The 16,082-nt window shown below is 68.7% G+C and carries 14 protein-coding genes; 9 read left to right on the forward strand and 5 right to left on the reverse strand.

The window, feature by feature from the left end; all coding sequences use genetic code 11:
- Positions 1-25 precede the first annotated feature (25 nt).
- Both trpC and lexA read left to right on the forward strand, forming a co-directional pair.
- A complete protein-coding gene (gene trpC / locus AC2S9W_RS16080; RefSeq protein ID WP_076074984.1) occupies positions 26-811 on the forward strand; it encodes an indole-3-glycerol phosphate synthase TrpC in 786 nt (261 codons plus the stop codon).
- A 99-nt stretch (positions 812-910) separates the two neighbouring features.
- A complete protein-coding gene (gene lexA, locus AC2S9W_RS16085; RefSeq protein ID WP_067106468.1) occupies positions 911-1,585 on the forward strand; it encodes a transcriptional repressor LexA in 675 nt (224 codons plus the stop codon).
- Here lexA and AC2S9W_RS16090 read toward each other — a convergent pair.
- Positions 1,539-3,647: a ComEC/Rec2 family competence protein gene (locus tag AC2S9W_RS16090; protein ID WP_234002654.1), complete on the reverse strand. Its 2,109-nt coding sequence runs from the start codon at positions 3,645-3,647 to the stop codon at positions 1,539-1,541. The two genes, lexA and AC2S9W_RS16090, sit on opposite strands and share 47 nt — an antisense overlap.
- Before the next feature lie 119 nt (positions 3,648-3,766).
- Between AC2S9W_RS16090 and gltX the strand changes: the two genes are divergently transcribed.
- Complete coding sequence (gene gltX / locus AC2S9W_RS16095; protein ID WP_104959723.1) at positions 3,767-5,236, forward strand: glutamate--tRNA ligase; 1,470 nt, start codon at positions 3,767-3,769, stop codon at positions 5,234-5,236.
- A gap of 39 nt (positions 5,237-5,275) precedes the next feature.
- Complete coding sequence (locus AC2S9W_RS16100) at positions 5,276-6,559, forward strand: citrate synthase (protein WP_067106471.1); 1,284 nt, start codon at positions 5,276-5,278, stop codon at positions 6,557-6,559.
- 81 nt (positions 6,560-6,640) lie between these two features.
- Here AC2S9W_RS16100 and AC2S9W_RS16105 read toward each other — a convergent pair whose 3' ends face one another.
- From AC2S9W_RS16105 to AC2S9W_RS16115, 3 genes are read right to left on the reverse strand one after another with little or no spacing between them, the layout of a single operon-like run.
- A complete protein-coding gene (locus AC2S9W_RS16105; protein WP_486571253.1) occupies positions 6,641-8,008 on the reverse strand; it encodes a sensor histidine kinase in 1,368 nt (455 codons plus the stop codon).
- Complete coding sequence (locus AC2S9W_RS16110; RefSeq protein WP_067106473.1) at positions 8,005-8,919, reverse strand: hypothetical protein; 915 nt, start codon at positions 8,917-8,919, stop codon at positions 8,005-8,007. Before AC2S9W_RS16110 ends, AC2S9W_RS16105 begins: the two co-directional genes overlap by 4 nt.
- A gap of 58 nt (positions 8,920-8,977) precedes the next feature.
- Entirely contained in the window at positions 8,978-10,192 is a 1,215-nt protein-coding gene (locus tag AC2S9W_RS16115) for a hypothetical protein (protein ID WP_104959724.1), read from the reverse strand.
- A gap of 390 nt (positions 10,193-10,582) precedes the next feature.
- Here AC2S9W_RS16115 and AC2S9W_RS16120 point away from each other — a divergent pair, with 390 nt between their 5' ends.
- The 5 genes from AC2S9W_RS16120 (at position 10,583) to AC2S9W_RS16140 (ending at position 15,274) form a co-directional block, all read left to right on the forward strand.
- Positions 10,583-10,705, forward strand: a complete 123-nt coding sequence (locus AC2S9W_RS16120) for a hypothetical protein (RefSeq protein ID WP_267894975.1) — start codon at positions 10,583-10,585, stop codon at positions 10,703-10,705.
- 39 nt (positions 10,706-10,744) lie between these two features.
- Positions 10,745-13,489 carry a DNA gyrase subunit A gene (gyrA, locus tag AC2S9W_RS16125; RefSeq protein WP_286749618.1) on the forward strand — a complete coding sequence of 915 codons (2,745 nt, stop codon included), beginning with the start codon at positions 10,745-10,747 and terminating at the stop codon, positions 13,487-13,489.
- Positions 13,486-13,794: a DUF952 domain-containing protein gene (locus AC2S9W_RS16130; RefSeq protein ID WP_486571254.1), complete on the forward strand. Its 309-nt coding sequence runs from the start codon at positions 13,486-13,488 to the stop codon at positions 13,792-13,794. The genes gyrA and AC2S9W_RS16130 overlap by 4 nt, the downstream gene beginning before the upstream one ends.
- Positions 13,795-13,919: 125 nt before the next feature.
- Complete coding sequence (locus AC2S9W_RS16135) at positions 13,920-14,762, forward strand: TauD/TfdA dioxygenase family protein (protein WP_486571255.1); 843 nt, start codon at positions 13,920-13,922, stop codon at positions 14,760-14,762.
- A 50-nt stretch (positions 14,763-14,812) separates the two neighbouring features.
- Positions 14,813-15,274 (forward strand): host attachment family protein, encoded by a 462-nt coding sequence (locus AC2S9W_RS16140; protein ID WP_076074963.1) that lies wholly within the window; start codon positions 14,813-14,815, stop codon positions 15,272-15,274.
- Positions 15,275-15,322: 48 nt separating this feature from the next.
- Here the strand turns inward: AC2S9W_RS16140 and AC2S9W_RS16145 are convergent, their stop codons facing one another.
- Positions 15,323-15,997: a lysoplasmalogenase family protein gene (locus AC2S9W_RS16145; RefSeq protein ID WP_486571256.1), complete on the reverse strand. Its 675-nt coding sequence runs from the start codon at positions 15,995-15,997 to the stop codon at positions 15,323-15,325.
- Positions 15,998-16,082: the final 85 nt, after the last annotated feature.

Genomic DNA, 16,082 nt, shown 5'->3' on the forward strand with positions numbered 1-16,082 from the left:
CCCAGCGCCCGGAAAAGCATTCCATATGAACAAATTGACCGAAATCCTCGCCACCAAGGCCGAAGAGGTCGCCGAGCGCCGCAAGAGCCGATCGGTGACGCAGCTTGATGCGATCGACGCGGGCGCGGTGCGTGGCTTCGCGGCGGCTCTCGAGGCGAAGATCGCGGCGGGCGGCTTCGGCCTGATCGCCGAAATCAAAAAAGCTTCGCCTTCCAAGGGCCTGATCCGCAAGGATTTCAATCCGGCGGACCATGCGCGCGCTTATGAAGCCGGCGGCGCGGCGTGCCTGTCGGTGCTCACCGACGCGCCGTGGTTCCAGGGGCATGAGGAATTTCTGATCGCCGCGCGCACCGCCTGCAACCTGCCGGTGCTGCGCAAGGATTTCATGATCGACCCGTGGCAGGTCGCCGAAGCGCGCTCGATCGGCGCCGACGCGATCCTGATCATCGTCGCCGCCCTCGACGACGGGCCGATGCGCGAGATCGAGGCGGCCGCCCTCGAACGCGGCATGGACGTGCTGGTCGAAGTGCACGACGAGGCCGAGCTCGACCGCGCACTCACCCACCTCCGATCGCGCCTGATCGGCGTCAACAACCGCGATCTTCGTACCTTCGAGACCGACCTTGCCGTCACCGAACGGCTTGCGAAGCGCGTTCCACCGGGCACGTTGCTCGTCGGCGAAAGCGGCATCGCCGCCCATGCCGACTGCCAGCGCCTCGCCCGGAGCGGCGTCCATGCCTTTCTGGTCGGCGAAAGCCTGATGCGGCAGGCGGACGTGACCGTAGCGACGCGGACGTTGCTGGAGGGCTGACGGCGTCCACGGCTCAAGCCGCTCCGTCATCGCTTGACAAGTTCCGCTCTGTTCCACTATCGTTCTCTATATGTCCATTGACAGCATGGAGACCGAGAGATGTTGACCGCGAAGCAGCACGAACTGCTCCACTTCATCCAGCAGCGCCTCGACGCGAGCGGAATTTCGCCTTCGTTCGAGGAGATGAAGGATGCGCTCGGGCTCAAGTCGAAATCGGGCATCCACCGGCTGATCAGCGCACTCGAGGAGCGGGGCTTCCTGCGCCGCCTGCCCAATCGCGCCCGCGCGCTGGAAGTGCTCAAGCTGCCCGAGGCGGCGAAGGCGCCGGCGCGCGACACCGTCGTGCCGCTGCGCAAGCCGGCGCCGGCGTTGAAGCCGATCGCCGCCAACGACATCATCGAGGTCCCGCTGCACGGCCGCATCGCCGCCGGCGTGCCGATTGAGGCGTTCGAGGATCACAACCAGCTTTCGGTTCCCGCCGCGCTGCTTGGCGCGGGCGAGCATTATGCGCTCGAAGTGTCGGGCGATTCGATGGTCGAAGCGGGGATTCTCGACGGCGACTATGCGCTGATCCAGAAGGCGAACACCGCGCGCGAAGGCGATATCGTCGTCGCGCTCGTCGACGGACAGGATGCGACGCTCAAATATTTCCGCCGCGAAGGGCCGATGATCCGGCTCGATCCCGCGAACAGCGCCTATGAACCGCAGCGCTACGAGGCCGAGCGCGTCATCGTGCAGGGCCGCCTGTCGGGATTGCTTCGTCGTTACCACTGACCTGTTGCGGTCGCCGCCACGGATGCGCGTCGCCGGCGCGCAGCGCGGTGGCGACATGCGGTCGCTCGCCCAGATAGAGCGCAAGACCGCCGCTCGCTTCCAGACTGTCGCGGTCGATCGTCAGCCAGCGCCCGATGCATTCGCGTGGCAGCCAGCGGTCGCTGATCACCACGTCGGCCGCGGCGCAGGCGGCGGCCATGGCGCGGCCATCGATGCGGTCGCGGCCACGCGCGGCGAGGATGATGCGCCGTGTCGCGCCCTGCCCCTGCCGCCAGCGGCAGAAATCGGCGTTGCATTCGACATGGTCGAGATCGGCGAGCGCGGTGAAGGGGACGTCGATCCCTGCCGCTTCGGCCATCGAATCGCGGATATAGTCCCCCGCCCGCGCGCGTAGCAGCGCATAGCCGCCGCCGGGAACGGCCGCGGCGATGTGGCGTCCGTCGCCGGAGATCAGCAGGTCGGGACGCGGCTGCGCGAGCAGGATGGCGGCCCCCGCCAGCAGCGGCGCCACCCCGGCGAGCCGCCAGCGCGTCTGCCACAGCAGCAGCCACAGGCCGCCGAACAGCGCAAGCGCGAAACCGCCCGGCGGAAAGCTGGGCAGCGTCGCGACGGCTCCCGGCGCCGAAGCGACCCGGTGGGCGAGCGCGATCAGCAACCGCAGCGCCTGTTCGGCGACCCACCAGAAGGGCGCGCCGAGCCCGACGCCGTCGAACAGCAGCGCCAGCGCCTCCATCGGCATGATGACGAAGGTCGTCAGCGGGATCGCGACGATATTGGCGAGCGCGCCGTAAAGCCCCGCCTTGTGGAAATGGAACAGCGCGATCGGCGCCAGCGCGACCTCGACGACCAGCCCCGTCAGTAGCAATCCCGCCGCGGCGCGCAGCAGACGAAGCGCCGTGCCTTCGTCGCGCCGCGCCAGGAACGTGCGCATCCAGCGGCTTTCGTGCAATGCGATGATCGCCGTCACCGCGGCGAAGCTGAGCTGGAAGCTGGGTCCGGCGAGTGCTTCGGGGCGCCACAGCAGCACGAGCAGCGCACCCGCCGCGACGAGGCGCAGCGTGATCGCCTCGCGCCCCATCAGGAAGGCGGCGAGCACGAGCAGCGCCGCGATCAACGAACGCAGCGTCGGCACTTCCGCTCCGGCAAGCCAGGTATAGCCCGCCCCGGCCAGCGCCGCCGCGGCGGCGGCCAGCGGCAACACATGCCCCGCCAGCGCGAGGCGCCGGCTCAGCCCGAGCAGCCGCATCGCGAGCAGCATCACGAAACCGATCACCGCGGTCACGTGCAGGCCGCTGATCGACAGCAGGTGCGCAAGCCCGCTGCGGCGCATCGCCTCGTCATCCGTCTCGGCGATCGCGCCACGGTCGCCGGTGACGAGCGCCGCGGCGACACCGCCGGGCGATCCCGGCACCGCGGTGTGGATATGTGCGCTGAGCCGCGCGCGCAGCGGCTGGCGTCGCTCGCCCGCTCCGGGCGCGCGCGCGACCTCTCCCAGCACCGTCCCGACCGCACCGATGCCGTCGAACCAGGCGCGCTGGGCGAAGTCGTAGCCGCCGGGCAGGTTGGCCGCCGGCGGCGGCATCAGCCGCGCGCGCAGGCCGATCGACTCGCCGGGCGCGATCCCCGCCGCGCGCTCGCCGCTCAGCGTCAGCCGGACCCGCGGCGGCAGGTCGGCGCGCCCGTGCGGCCGCACGATCATCCGCACCGTGCCGCGCGCCGGCAGCGGTTCGACGCTTTCGACCACCGCCGAAAATTCGGTCGTAGCCGGATAGGCGAGCACCGGCGCCGCGACCCACGCGGCGCGCGCCCAGATCAGCAGCAGCCCCGCAGCCATCGTGGCGCAGGCGATCGCAAGGCTGCGCCCGGTCCGCCGCTGCCAGCCGATCAGCAAGCCGCCGCAGACGCCCCCGCCGAGAAGGAACAGCGTTCCGATCCACTGCGCGCGCGCCGGCGCCGCGAACCACAAGCCGATCCCCGCCGACAGCGCGACCGGCAGCCACAGTCCCAACCGCTCGCGCTCGCGGTCGAGCCGGTCCTCCAGCCACGCGAAGGCGCGCCGCAACGCGGCGGCCGCGCTTTCCCCAATGGGCGTTTGAAGCCTCCTTGTCGCCATGCTAGGGGCTGCCCCGACATCGTCCCCGGTCCCCGCCCGGGGCCGCAAGGTGAGTGAAAGAGGCCAGAGTGGCAACCGAAAACAAGACCGATCCCGCCGAAGCGACCGGCACCGACGTGGTGACGCGCTTCGCGCCCTCCCCGACCGGCTTCCTCCATATCGGCGGCGCGCGCACCGCGCTGTTCAACTGGCTGTTCGCGCGGCACCATGGCGGCAAGTTCCTGCTCCGCATCGAAGACACCGACCGCGCGCGGTCGACCGAGGCCGCGATCGACGCGATCCTCGACGGGATGCGCTGGCTCGACCTCGACTGGGACGGCGACGCCGTCTTCCAGTTCGCGCGCGCCGGCCGCCATGCAGAGGTCGCGCAGGAACTGCTCGCGAAGGGCGCGGCCTATCGCTGCTATCTGACGCAGGACGAGCTGGCCGCGATGCGCGCCGAGGCGCAGGAGAAGCGCGTCCCCTTCCGCGTCCGCAGCCCATGGCGCGACCGCGACGACGGCGATCCCGCCGCGCCGCACGTCATCCGCCTGCGCGCGCCGCAGGACGGCGCGGCGACGATCCGCGACCGCGTCCAGGGCGAGGTCACCGTCCAGAATGCCGAACTCGACGATTTCATCCTGCTGCGCAGCGACGGCACGCCGACCTATATGCTGAGCGTCGTCGTCGACGATAACGACATGGGCGTCACCCACGTCATCCGCGGCGACGACCATCTCAACAACGCCTTCCGCCAGCGGGCGCTGATCCACGCGATGGCCGAATCTCACGAGAATTGGCGCGAGCCGGTCTATGCGCATGTGCCGCTGATCCACGGCGCCGACGGCGCCAAGCTGTCGAAACGGCACGGCGCGCTGGGCGTCGATGCCTATCGCGACGAACTCGGCTACCTGCCCGAAGCGGTGAACAATTATCTGCTCCGTCTCGGCTGGGGACACGGCGATGCGGAGATCATCAGCCGCGAACAGGCGATCGAGTGGTTCGATCTCGCGCATGTCGGCCGCTCGCCGTCGCGCTTCGATTTCAAGAAGCTCGAGAATCTGAACGGCCATTATATCCGCGAGGCCGACGACGCGCGGCTCGCCGGCCTTGTCGCGCCGCGCGTCGAGCGGCGCATCGGGCGACCGCTGGACGATGCCGAGCACGCGGTGCTGGTGCGGGCGATGGATGCGCTCAAGCCGCGCGCCAAAACGCTGGACGAGATCGCCGAAGGCGCGCTCTTCCTGTTCGAGACGCTGCCGCTGCAAGTGGACGAGAAGGCCGCGGGGCTGCTAAGAGATGCGCCCGAAGGCCTGCTCGCCGATGCCACCGAAAGGCTGCGCGCCCTGACCGGCTGGAACGCCGAAGATATCGAGGCGGCGGTCCGCGAGACGAGCGAGTCGGCCGGAGTCGGGCTCGGCAAGCTGGCCCAGCCGCTGCGTGCCGCGCTGACCGGACGGTCGGTATCGCCGGGAATTTTCGACGTCCTGCTGCTGCTGGGACGCGATGCGAGCCTGGCACGACTTGACGCAGCGCACAATTTTCCGGCAGGGGCGTAGCCGCAACGGCTCCCGCCCTTACAGATCAGGGGAAGAACAATGACCGACATCGCAAAAATCACCCTGGGCGACAAGACCGTCGAAGATCCGGTGCTGAAGGGCACGGTGGGTCCCGATGTCGTCGACATCCGCAAATTCTATGCCCAGACCGGCGCCTTCACCTACGATCCGGGCTTCACTTCGACCGCGAGCTGCGAATCGAAGATCACCTATATCGACGGCGACGAGGGCGTGCTGCTCCACCGCGGCTATGCGATCGGCGAGCTCGCCGAGCATTCGAGCTTCATGGAGGTCGCCTACCTGCTGCTCAACGGCGAGCTGCCGACCGCCGGCGAACTGGAAAAGTTCGACAACACCATCACCCGCCACACGATGCTGCACGAACAGCTCGCGACCTTCTATCGCGGTTTCCGGCGCGACGCCCACCCGATGGCGATCATGTGCGGCGTCGTCGGCGCGCTGTCGGCCTTCTATCACGATTCGACCGAGATCCACGATCCGCACCAGCGCATGGTCGCCAGCCACCGGCTGATCGCGAAGATGCCGACGATCGCGGCGATGGCCTATAAATATGCGGTCGGCCAGCCCTTCGTCTATCCGCGCAACGACCTCGGCTACACCCACAATTTCCTGCGCATGACCTTCGGCGTCCCGGCCGAGGATTATGAGGTCGATCCGGCGGTGGTGCGCGCGCTCGACCGCATCTTCATCCTCCACGCCGACCACGAACAGAATGCCTCGACCTCGACCGTGCGCCTCGCCGGCTCGTCGGGCGCAAATCCCTTTGCCTGCATCGCGGCGGGCATCGCCTGCCTATGGGGCCCGGCGCATGGCGGCGCCAACGAGGCCGCGCTCAACATGCTGCGCGAGATCGGCCGCCCCGAGCGTATCCCCGAATATATTGCGCGTGCGAAGGACAAGGACGATCCGTTCCGCCTGATGGGCTTCGGCCACCGCGTCTACAAGAACTACGACCCGCGCGCGACCGTGATGCAAAAGACGGTGCGCGAGGTGTTCGCGGCACTGAACGTCAGCGATCCGGTGTTCGACGTCGCGTTGCAGCTCGAGGAAATGGCGCTTAGCGACGATTATTTCGTCGAGAAGAAGCTGTTCCCCAACGTCGATTTCTATTCGGGCGTGATCCTGTCGGCGATCGGTTTCCCGACGACGATGTTCACCGTGCTGTTCGCGCTCGCCCGCACCGTCGGCTGGGTCGCGCAGTGGAACGAGATGATCTCCGACCCCGCGCAGAAGATCGGCCGCCCGCGCCAGCTCTACACCGGCGCGACGCAGCGTCCCTATGTGTCGGTGGAGCAGCGCTGAGCCCATTCGGCGCTCAAGCTACCGCTGGGTTCCGCGTCCCCGCGAAGGCGGGGGCGCAAGCCATCGGCCCCCGCTCTGGTCCTAATCCCGCGCCGGCAGGCTCAGCGTGAAGCGCGCACCCTGCCCCGGCGCGCTGTCGATGGTCAGGTCGCCGCCCATCGCGCGCGCGAGACGGCGCGCGATGTAGAGGCCGAGCCCCGATCCGCCGCTGTCGGTGCGGCCGAGCCGCTCGAACTTCTCAAACACCATATCCTGTTGATCCGTCGCAATCCCCTGCCCCTGATCGGCAACGGTCACGGTCGCGCGGTCGCCCTCGCGATCGACGCGAATCCATATCTGCGAATTTTCAGGCGAATAGCGGATGGCGTTGCCGAGCAGGTTGAGGAGCACCTGCAGCACGCGGCGGAACTCGCCCCACGCGGGCGCCTTGTCGTCGAGGCGCGGCGCGTCGATGCGAATCCCCTTCTCTTCCGCCTTCATGCCGAGCAGCCCGACCGCACGGCGCGCGAGATCGCCGAGGTCGATCTCGTCGCGCGCCGCGCGAAAGCCCGGCCGCTCGATATTCTGGAGGTCGGCAAGGTCGTCGACGAGTCCGAGCAGGTGGCGCCCCGCATGCGCGATATCGCCGGCATAGCGGGCATAATCGGCGCGGATCGGACCGTCGAACTGCCCCGAAATGGTCTCGGCCGTCGCGATGATCCGGCTCAGCGGCCCGCGCAGCGCGCCGTCGATGCGGCGGCCGAACTGCGGGTCGGACAGCGGCAGCGATCCGAAGGCAGGATCGACGCGCGCCGGCGCGGCTGCATCCGCCGCCGCCCCTTTATCAGGCGTCGCGATACCGCGAAAGCCGGTGAAACGCCCGGTCGCATCGAACAGCGCTTCGCCCGACAAGTGCATCGCCAGCGGACCGTCCTCCCCCTCGACGCGCACCCGCTGGTCGGCGAACGGCGCCTGCCGTGCCAGCGCGCGCAGCACCGGAAAGCGACCATCGCCGTCGGGCTGCAACTCGAACAGTTCGGACAGCGAATGACCGGCCCAGCCGCCGGGGATCGCCGGGGCTTCGACACCTGCACGCAGGGCGACCATGCGCAGATGCTGATCGCACTCCCACGCCCACCCTTGCGGCTCGACCGCATCGGCGATCGCCGGCCCCTGCGGTTCGGCGGTCGGACGCGCTCGCCAGTCGCTGATTTCGAGGCTCGCACCGTCGGCATCGGGCAGGATGCGGACGAGCGCAAAAATGTCGCTGTGATCGTCGGCGGCGTGGAGCGGGCGGCTGACGTCGCGCTGCAGCCGTTGCGCGAGCGCGACCAGCCGCGCCAGATGCGGCAGCGCCAGCGGCCGGTTCAGTCCGCCGCCCGCGCGCTGCTGAAGGCGCAGCAGCGGCGCGTCGCCGCCGACCAGCGCGCCCGACCGGTCGACCCGGCCCCGGACGATCCGCTCGCTCATCCTTCCCCCTCCGGCGCCCCGGCAAGCGCCCGGGCGGGCACGCGCGCCAGCGATGCCTCGATCGGGGCGATCGCCCCGCGGTCGATACGCAGCGGCGCGAGCAGTGGTGGCAGGGCGGCGGCTTCCGCGCTCACCAGCGCCAGCGCCATCTCTCCATAGGGACGGCGATGCGCAGCGGCGGCAAGGCCGATCAGCGCGGGCCAGTCATGGCGCATCGCCGCGGCGGCGGCGGCATCGGACAGCGCCCCCTCCGCGACAAGCGCCGTGTGATAGGCGGCGGCGGCGGCGTCGATCCCGCTTTCGGATGCCTGACGCGCCGCGGCGGCGCAGGCCGCGTCATCGAGTTCGGCGACTGCGTTCGTATCCACTCCGGCGTGTGCCTGCCACTCCACGACGTCGTCCAACAGCGCGCGATAGATTTCGGGGTCGAGGTCCGCAACCGCGATGCAGGGATTGCCCAAGGCATCGAAGCGGCGCCGGTCGGCGATCGTCAGGTCGAGATAGGCCTTGTCAACCGGCGCAAGCGGTGCCTGCGGAGCGGCCGGGGGCGCATCCGCCGCGTCCGTGTCGCTCACGCCGTCGGCCGGTGAGGATGTGTCGCGATGCAGCGCCGGCAGCGCACGCCAGCGATGCTCTTCCGCGCGCGCGAAACAGGGCGCGGCGAGCCGTTCGGCGCCGGGCAGCCCTTGTACCAGCCAGTCATGCCACAGCGCTGCCGGATCGATTCGCACACCGAGCGCTGCGGCCGCCTCACCGACGAGCCGGCGCGCGATTCCGAGGGTCAGCGCGCGCTGTTCCTCGGTCAGCCGGTCGGTCAGCGGCGCCGCCAGATGCGCGGCAACATCGCCGAGACGCGCCGACAGCGTCGGCGACGGCAGGGCGATGCCGGAAAAGGCGGAAGAGTCACTCATGCGCCTGTCGCCATAGCAGCATGGCGTTAATGCGCCCTAAACCTTCCAGCGCTTTGGTTTAGCGGGGTTCCGGCCGGCGCGCGAGGCGCAGCCACAACAGGATCTGGAACAGCGCCAGCAACGGCAGGATCGCGAACATCAGCGGCGCGATGCCAAGGATCAGCGCGGGCGCCAGCAATATCCACGCCTCGTCGGTGTCGGGAAGCAGCCAGTGGAAGCGGCGCGTCTTTCCCGAATCTTCATAGAGCCAGCGCGCGAGCAGGATCGTCGCGGCGAGACAGGGCGCAAGCGCCGCCTCCGCGAAGCGCGGCATCAGACGATCGGGTCCGCCGAGCGACACCAGCCACGGATAGGCGCCCAGCAGCAGCCAGCCGAAGGTGCGGATCACGCCGCGCACCCGGTTCTGCGCCGCGCTTTCGGCGCGAAAGGCGGCAAGGAAACGCATCGCCGCCAGGCCGAGCCCGCCGAGAATCGCCACCAGCGCCCCCGCCGCCGCCAGCCCGCCGGCGGCAAGCAGCGCGACGGCGACCCACAGCAGCGCGGTTGCATAGGGCAGATAGCGCGCGGTGCGAGGCGAACGCACCAGCAGCGGCCCGGCCAGCCGCACCAGCGGCATCATGATCGCCGAGCGCCCGAGCCCCATGCCGCCATATTCGACCTGTTGCAGGCTCGATTGCTCGATCAGCGCCGCGGTGGGCCGGTCGGCGACGATCGCGATCTCCCCCTGTTCGAACAGCGCGGGTTCGCAATAGAGGCGGCGCGCACCCGACTGCACCGCGAGGCGCAGCAGCGTCAGCATCATGTCCCACTCGCCCGGCATTGAGGCGAGATCGGCGACCATCGCGTCCGAGATGCAAGCGAGCCCGCCCCAGCGCCGGGTCGCATCGATCCGCTCGAATCCCTGCGTCAGCATCGTGTCGCCGGTGACGAGAATCGCGGGCGCGCCCGGACGCGCGATCGCGGCATAATGGGTCCCGCCCGCGCGCAATCCGTCGGCGACCAGGATGATGCGGTCGTCGGGCTGGACGAGCGCCATCAGGTCGCCGGCCGCGCGGACCGGTGTGACCTTGAGTCCGCGGCGGCGGATGCGGTCGCAGGTCGCGAGCAGTTCGGCGGGCACCGCGCCCACCGCCACCGCGATATGGGTGACCCCGGCATCGGCGAGCCGCGCCGCCTGCCGCTCGATCAGCGTCTCACCCGCGATCGCGACGAGCGCGCGCAGCCCCCCGTCGGGCAGCGTTTCGCTGGCGCCGACGAGCGCGATCAGGGCCACCGGCACCCCCCAGGCTGGCAAAAGACCATCGTTCGCGAACCTTTAGGGGCCGACAGGCGATTGGCAAGCAGCTTGTCCGCCGCCATGACGCCACGAAAAGGCGCGGAAGGGCGCGGAAGGGCGCCGGCTTCGGGCGAGTTCGATCCTCTCCGCCTCGTCACCCTGAACTTGATTGGCATATGCGCCCTTCAGGCACGTAAGGCGTGTTCCCCGGCGAAAGCCGGGGTCCAGATGGCGCTGCCCCGCGTGGCCCCCGGCTTTCGCCGGGGAGAACGGTTACTTGTCCGAAAGGGATAATTGCCAACTTCGTTCAGGGGCCACGGCCTGCTCTCGAAACAGGCGCAATGCGGAAAGGAGCGGCTCCGCCATGGATGCTGGAATGAGTTCAGCATGACGAAGCTGGAGAAGTGGCGTTTTGCCCGAAATCGCCCGCATGATCGCAAACCGGATACTCGCCAAAAAATCAGCCAGAATCGCCCCGAATCACTGGCCTTTTCCGCCGCCATGGGCTAGGCTGGAACCACCTCCCGAAAGAAGAAAAAAGGCCGGGTCTTGACCGAAGAAAATACGCCTGTTCCGCCGTCCGAGGACGGCATTTCGCCGATCAATATCGTCGACGAAATGAAGACCAGCTATCTCGATTACGCGATGAGCGTGATCGTCAGCCGCGCGCTGCCCGACGTGCGCGACGGGTTGAAGCCGGTGCATCGCCGCATCCTTTATGCGGCACAGGAAGGCGGCTTCATTCCCGGCCGCCCGTACAAGAAATCGGCGAAGATCGTCGGCGACGTGATGGGCAATTACCACCCGCACGGCGACAGCGCGATCTATGACGCACTCGCGCGGATGACGCAGGACTGGTCGATGCGCGTGCCGCTCATCGACGGTCAGGGCAATTTCGGGTCGATGGACCCCGATCCGCCGGCGTCGATGCGGTATACCGAGGCGCGCCTTGCCAAGGCGGCGATGTCGCTGCTGGGCGACCTCGACAAGGACACGGTCGACTTCCAGCCAAACTATGACGCGAGCCGCGAGGAGCCGCAGGTTCTGCCGGCGCGTTTCCCCAACCTGCTCGTCAACGGCGCGGGCGGCATCGCGGTCGGCATGGCGACCAACATCCCGCCGCACAATCTGGGCGAGGTGGTCGATGCCTGCCTGGCGATAATCGACCGCCAGCTCGAGGGCGGGACGCCGCTGTCGACCGAGGAACTGATGCAGATCGTCCCCGGTCCCGATTTCCCGACCGGCGCGATGATCCTGGGCCAGGGCGGCGCGCGCAACGCCTATGCGACCGGGCGCGGCTCGATCATGATGCGCGCGACGCACGAGATCGAGGAAAGCCGCGGGCGCGGCGAAGGGCGCCGGTCGATCGTCCTGACCTCGATCCCCTTTCAGGTCGGCAAGTCAGGGCTGGTCGAGAAGATCGCCGAGGCGGCGCGCGACAAGCGGATCGAGGGCGTCGCCGACATCCGCGACGAATCGAACCGCGACGGCGTGCGTGTCGTCATCGACCTGAAACGCGACGCGACGCCCGACGTGGTGCTCAATCAGCTCTGGCGGCATACCCCGGCACAATCGAGCTTCCCCGCCAACATGCTCGCGATCCGCGGCGGTCGCCCGGAGATGCTGGGGCTGAAGGACATATTGACCTCCTTCATCGCCTTCCGCGAAGAGGTCATCACCCGCCGCTGCAAGTTCGAACTCGCCAAGGCGCGCGACCGGGCGCACATCTTGCTCGGGCTCGTCGTCGCGGTGTCGAATCTCGACGAGGTCGTCCGCATCATCCGCGGCTCGCCGTCGCCCGCCGCGGCGCGCGAGGCGCTGCTGCTGCGCGAATGGCCGATCGGCGAGATCGCGCCCTATATCCGCCTTGTCGAAGCGATCGAGGGCGAGATGGAGGCCACCGCCACCTATCGCCTGTCGGAAATCCAGGTGAAGGCGATCCTCGACCTGCGCCTGCACCGGCTGACCGCGCTCGGCCGCGACGAGATCGGCAACGAACTCAAGGAGCTGGCGAGCGAGATTGAGGAACTGCTTTCGATCCTCGCCGACCGCGTCAAGCTCTATGGCGTGATGCGCGAGGAGCTGGTGCAGGTGCGCGCGGAGTTCGCAACGCCGCGCCGGACGCTGATGGCGCCCGCCGCCGACGGTATCGACGACGAGGATCTGATCGAACGCGAGGAGATGGTCGTCACCGTCACCCTCGACGGCTATATCAAGCGCACCCCGCTCGACACCTTCCGCGCCCAGCGCCGCGGCGGCAAGGGCCGCGCCGGCATGGCGACGAAGGACGAGGATGTCGTCACCGAATTGTTCGTCACCTCGACGCACACGCCGGTGCTCTTCTTCTCGACACTCGGCAAGGTCTACCGGCTCAAGGTGTGGCGCCTGCCCGAGGGCGGGCCCGCGACGCGCGGCCGGCCGATGATCAACCTGCTGCCGCTGGCGCAGGGCGAGACGATCTCGACCGTCCTGCCGCTGCCCGAGGACGAGGCCGAATGGGGCGCGCTACACGTCATGTTCGCGACCGCGAAGGGCAGCGTGCGCCGCAACAGCATGGACGCCTTCACCAACGTGCCGTCGAACGGCAAGATCGCGATGAAGTTCGAGGGCGAGGACGAGGACGACCGGCTGATCGGCGTCGCGCTGCTGGGCGATAACGACGACGTGCTGCTCGCGACGCGGCAGGGCAAGGCGATCCGCTTCGCCGGCGACGAGGTGCGCGCCTTCCAGAGCCGCAATTCGACCGGCGTGCGCGGCATGAAGCTGGGTCAGGACGACGAAGTCATCTCGCTGTCGATCCTCCATCGCGGCGGAATGCGCGATCAGGACGAGCGCGAGGATTATCTGCGCTTCGCCCCGTGGAAGGCCGAAAAGGAAGGGTCGCCCCAGATGAGCGAGGAGCGCTTCGCCGAACTGGCGGGACGCGAGCAGTTCATCCTGACCGTGTGCGCGGGCGGCTATGGCAAGCTGTCGTCGGCCTATGAATATCGCCGCACCGGCCGCGGCGGCCAGGGCATCACCAACATCGACAACATCCGCCGCAACGGGCTGGTCGTCGCGAGCTTCCCCGCGACGCAGGCGCATCAACTGATGCTCGTCACCGATCAGGCGAAGCTGATCCGCATGGGCCTCGACAGCCTGCGCGTCATCGGCCGCGGCTCGGCCGGTGTGCGCCTGTTCGACGTCGCCGAGGGCGAGCAGGTCGTCTCGGCCGCGCTGATCGAGGACAGCGACGAGGAAGAGGCGATCGAAACCGCCGAGGCCGAAACCGCGACGGAGGCGCCCTCGGAATGAGCGCCGCGACGGCCTTCAAGGTGCTGACCGCACAGCAATGGGCCGATTTCGAGCGCGAGCATGTGTTCCGGGGCGCGCCGGTCGATATCGCCGACGGCTATATCCACCTGTCTACCGCCGAACAGCTCGACGAAACGCTGGCGAAGCATTTCGCCGGCCAGACCGACCTGCACATCGCCGAAATCGACCTGACCCGGTTCGGCAATGCGGTGCGATGGGAGGAATCACGCGGCGGCGCGCTCTTTCCGCACCTCTACGCCGAACTGCCGATGCACGCGGTGGTGGGAGTACGGACGCGCGATTGACGGGCGATCCCTTCGGGATGGAGAATGGACCCTGAAACAGCTTCAGGGTGACGGCGGCGGGAATGTCCGCCTCGGGCCGGATGCACTCGATTGACCCCACGCCCCGATTGGCGCAGCATCCCGCCATGACGCTCACCATCACCCCCAGCGGTCAGGCGTGCGGCGCGCGCGTGACGGGCGTGGACCTGACGCAGCCGCTCGCGCCCGCTACCGTCGCCGAAATCCGCGCCGCATGGCTCGATCATCATGTCCTCGCCTTCCCCGACCAGAAGGTGAGCGATGACGATCTCGAACGATTCACCGCTTCCTTCGGCGGCTTCGGCGACGATCCCTTCATCAAGCCGATCCCCGGCCGTGCGCACATCATCGCGGTGAAACGCCGCGCCGACGAGACCGCGCCGCTGTTCGCCGAAAACTGGCACAGCGACTGGAGTTTCCAGGCGCGGCCGCCCGCGGGCACCTGCCTGTTCGGCATCACCATCCCGCCGGTCGGCGGCAGCACCGAATTTTCCAACCAGCATGCCGCGCTCGACGCCATGCCCGATGGCCTGCGCCGGCGCATCGAGGGTCGCAATGCGATCCACAGCGCGCGCGGCGGCTACGCCCCCTCGGGCATGTATGGCGCGCGCGACGCCGGGCGCAGCATGGACATCCGCTCGGGCGAGGAAGCGATGGCGACACAGCGTCACCCCTTCATCCGCGCGCACCCTGAAACCGGCCGCGAAGGCCTGTTCGGCTGCGCGGGCTATATCATCGGCGTCGAGGGGATGGACGATGCCGAGGCGCAGCCCCTGCTCTACGAATTGCTGCAATGGCAGGGGCGCGAGGAGTTCCGCTACAGCCATGTCTGGGAACCCGACATGCTGCTGATGTGGGATAACCGCTCGGTCCTGCACCGCGCAACCGGCGGTTACGACGGCCACGACCGGTTGCTTCACCGCACGACGATCGCGGCGTGGGACGGATAGGGAAACCAGATCGACAGGCAAGGCGTTGGTCCGGCAGGAAGGAAGCCATCATGACGATTGCCCATAACACCCTCGTTCTCGTCGCCGACGGCCGCAAGGCGCTGATCCTGCGCAACCATGGCGACGAGCAGCGGATCGACCTGCGCACCGAAACGCACCGCGAGCGCGAGGATCGCAAGGACAGCGACATCAAGACCGCGCCTGCCGGCCAGTCGCCCGCCCCGGCCGGAACCGGCCTGCCCGGCGGCACGATGGGCGAACCCGATTTCCACCAGCAGGAAGAGGACCGCTTCGCGCGCGATCTTACCGAAAGGATCAACGCGATGGCGCTGGCGGGCGAATTGGACGCGCTCGTCGTCGTGGCCCCGGCGCGCACCATGGGGGTACTGCGGCCGCTCTGGCACAAGGAGGTCGCCGCGCGCATCGTCGGCGAGCATGTCAAGGAGATGACCGACCGCCCGACTCCCGATATCGAGGCGCTGCTAATGAACGAGGCCGCCCCGCCCGCCTGACGGTCAAAGGGGCCGCAAGGACGGATTGCGAGCCTTATCCGTTGGCCGTCATCCCGCCCGTGCTTCGCTCGACAGCGTCTTCACGACGCCCCACGCGATCAACGCCTGTCCGGCGAAATAGAACGGCCAGACGAGCCACAGCGTGACCCCCTTCGGCAGCGCGCCGCCCTCGCCCGCGAAGATGAAGAGATCGCTCGCCAGGAAAAGCATCGCGCCGATCCCGGTGCGATAGCGCGGGAAGCGGCTGATCCATGCGCAGGCCGCCATCGCCGCGACGATCGCGGTATAGGCAAGCGCCGCCCCCATCAGGTCCGCGGGCGCGGCGCGCGTCAGGCCCCAGGCGATGAGCAGCGCCAGCGGCACCACCAGCGCGGCCAGCAGCGTCTGCGACCGCGACGGGCCCCGCCGCCGATTGCGAAGATAAAGGATGATCGCTATTCCATGCCCCGCCGCGAAGGCCGCCGCACCGACGAACATGCCGATCGCATCGAGCATCCAGTCGCCGAGCGCCCCGAAACCGAGCGCGGCCGCGATCAGCCAGCCGTTCGTACCGCGCGCATTGGCGGCCGCCCACAGCGCAAGGAAACCGACCCCGGTCGCCTTCCACGCCCAGATCGCCGGACCGTCCCAGCGCTGATACACCGCGATGAAAAAGCTGATCCCGCCGATCAGCGCGAGGATCCACAGCCAGCGCGCGCGATCCCAGCTCTGTTCTCCGCCCATCGTCCGCCCCTTTGCATCTCGTTGTCTACCGCCTAGAGCATCGCGTCATTGATCGGCTCCATCCCCGATCTCCTGCGCGGCAGAC

Source organism: Sphingopyxis sp. 550B (assembly GCF_057401805.1).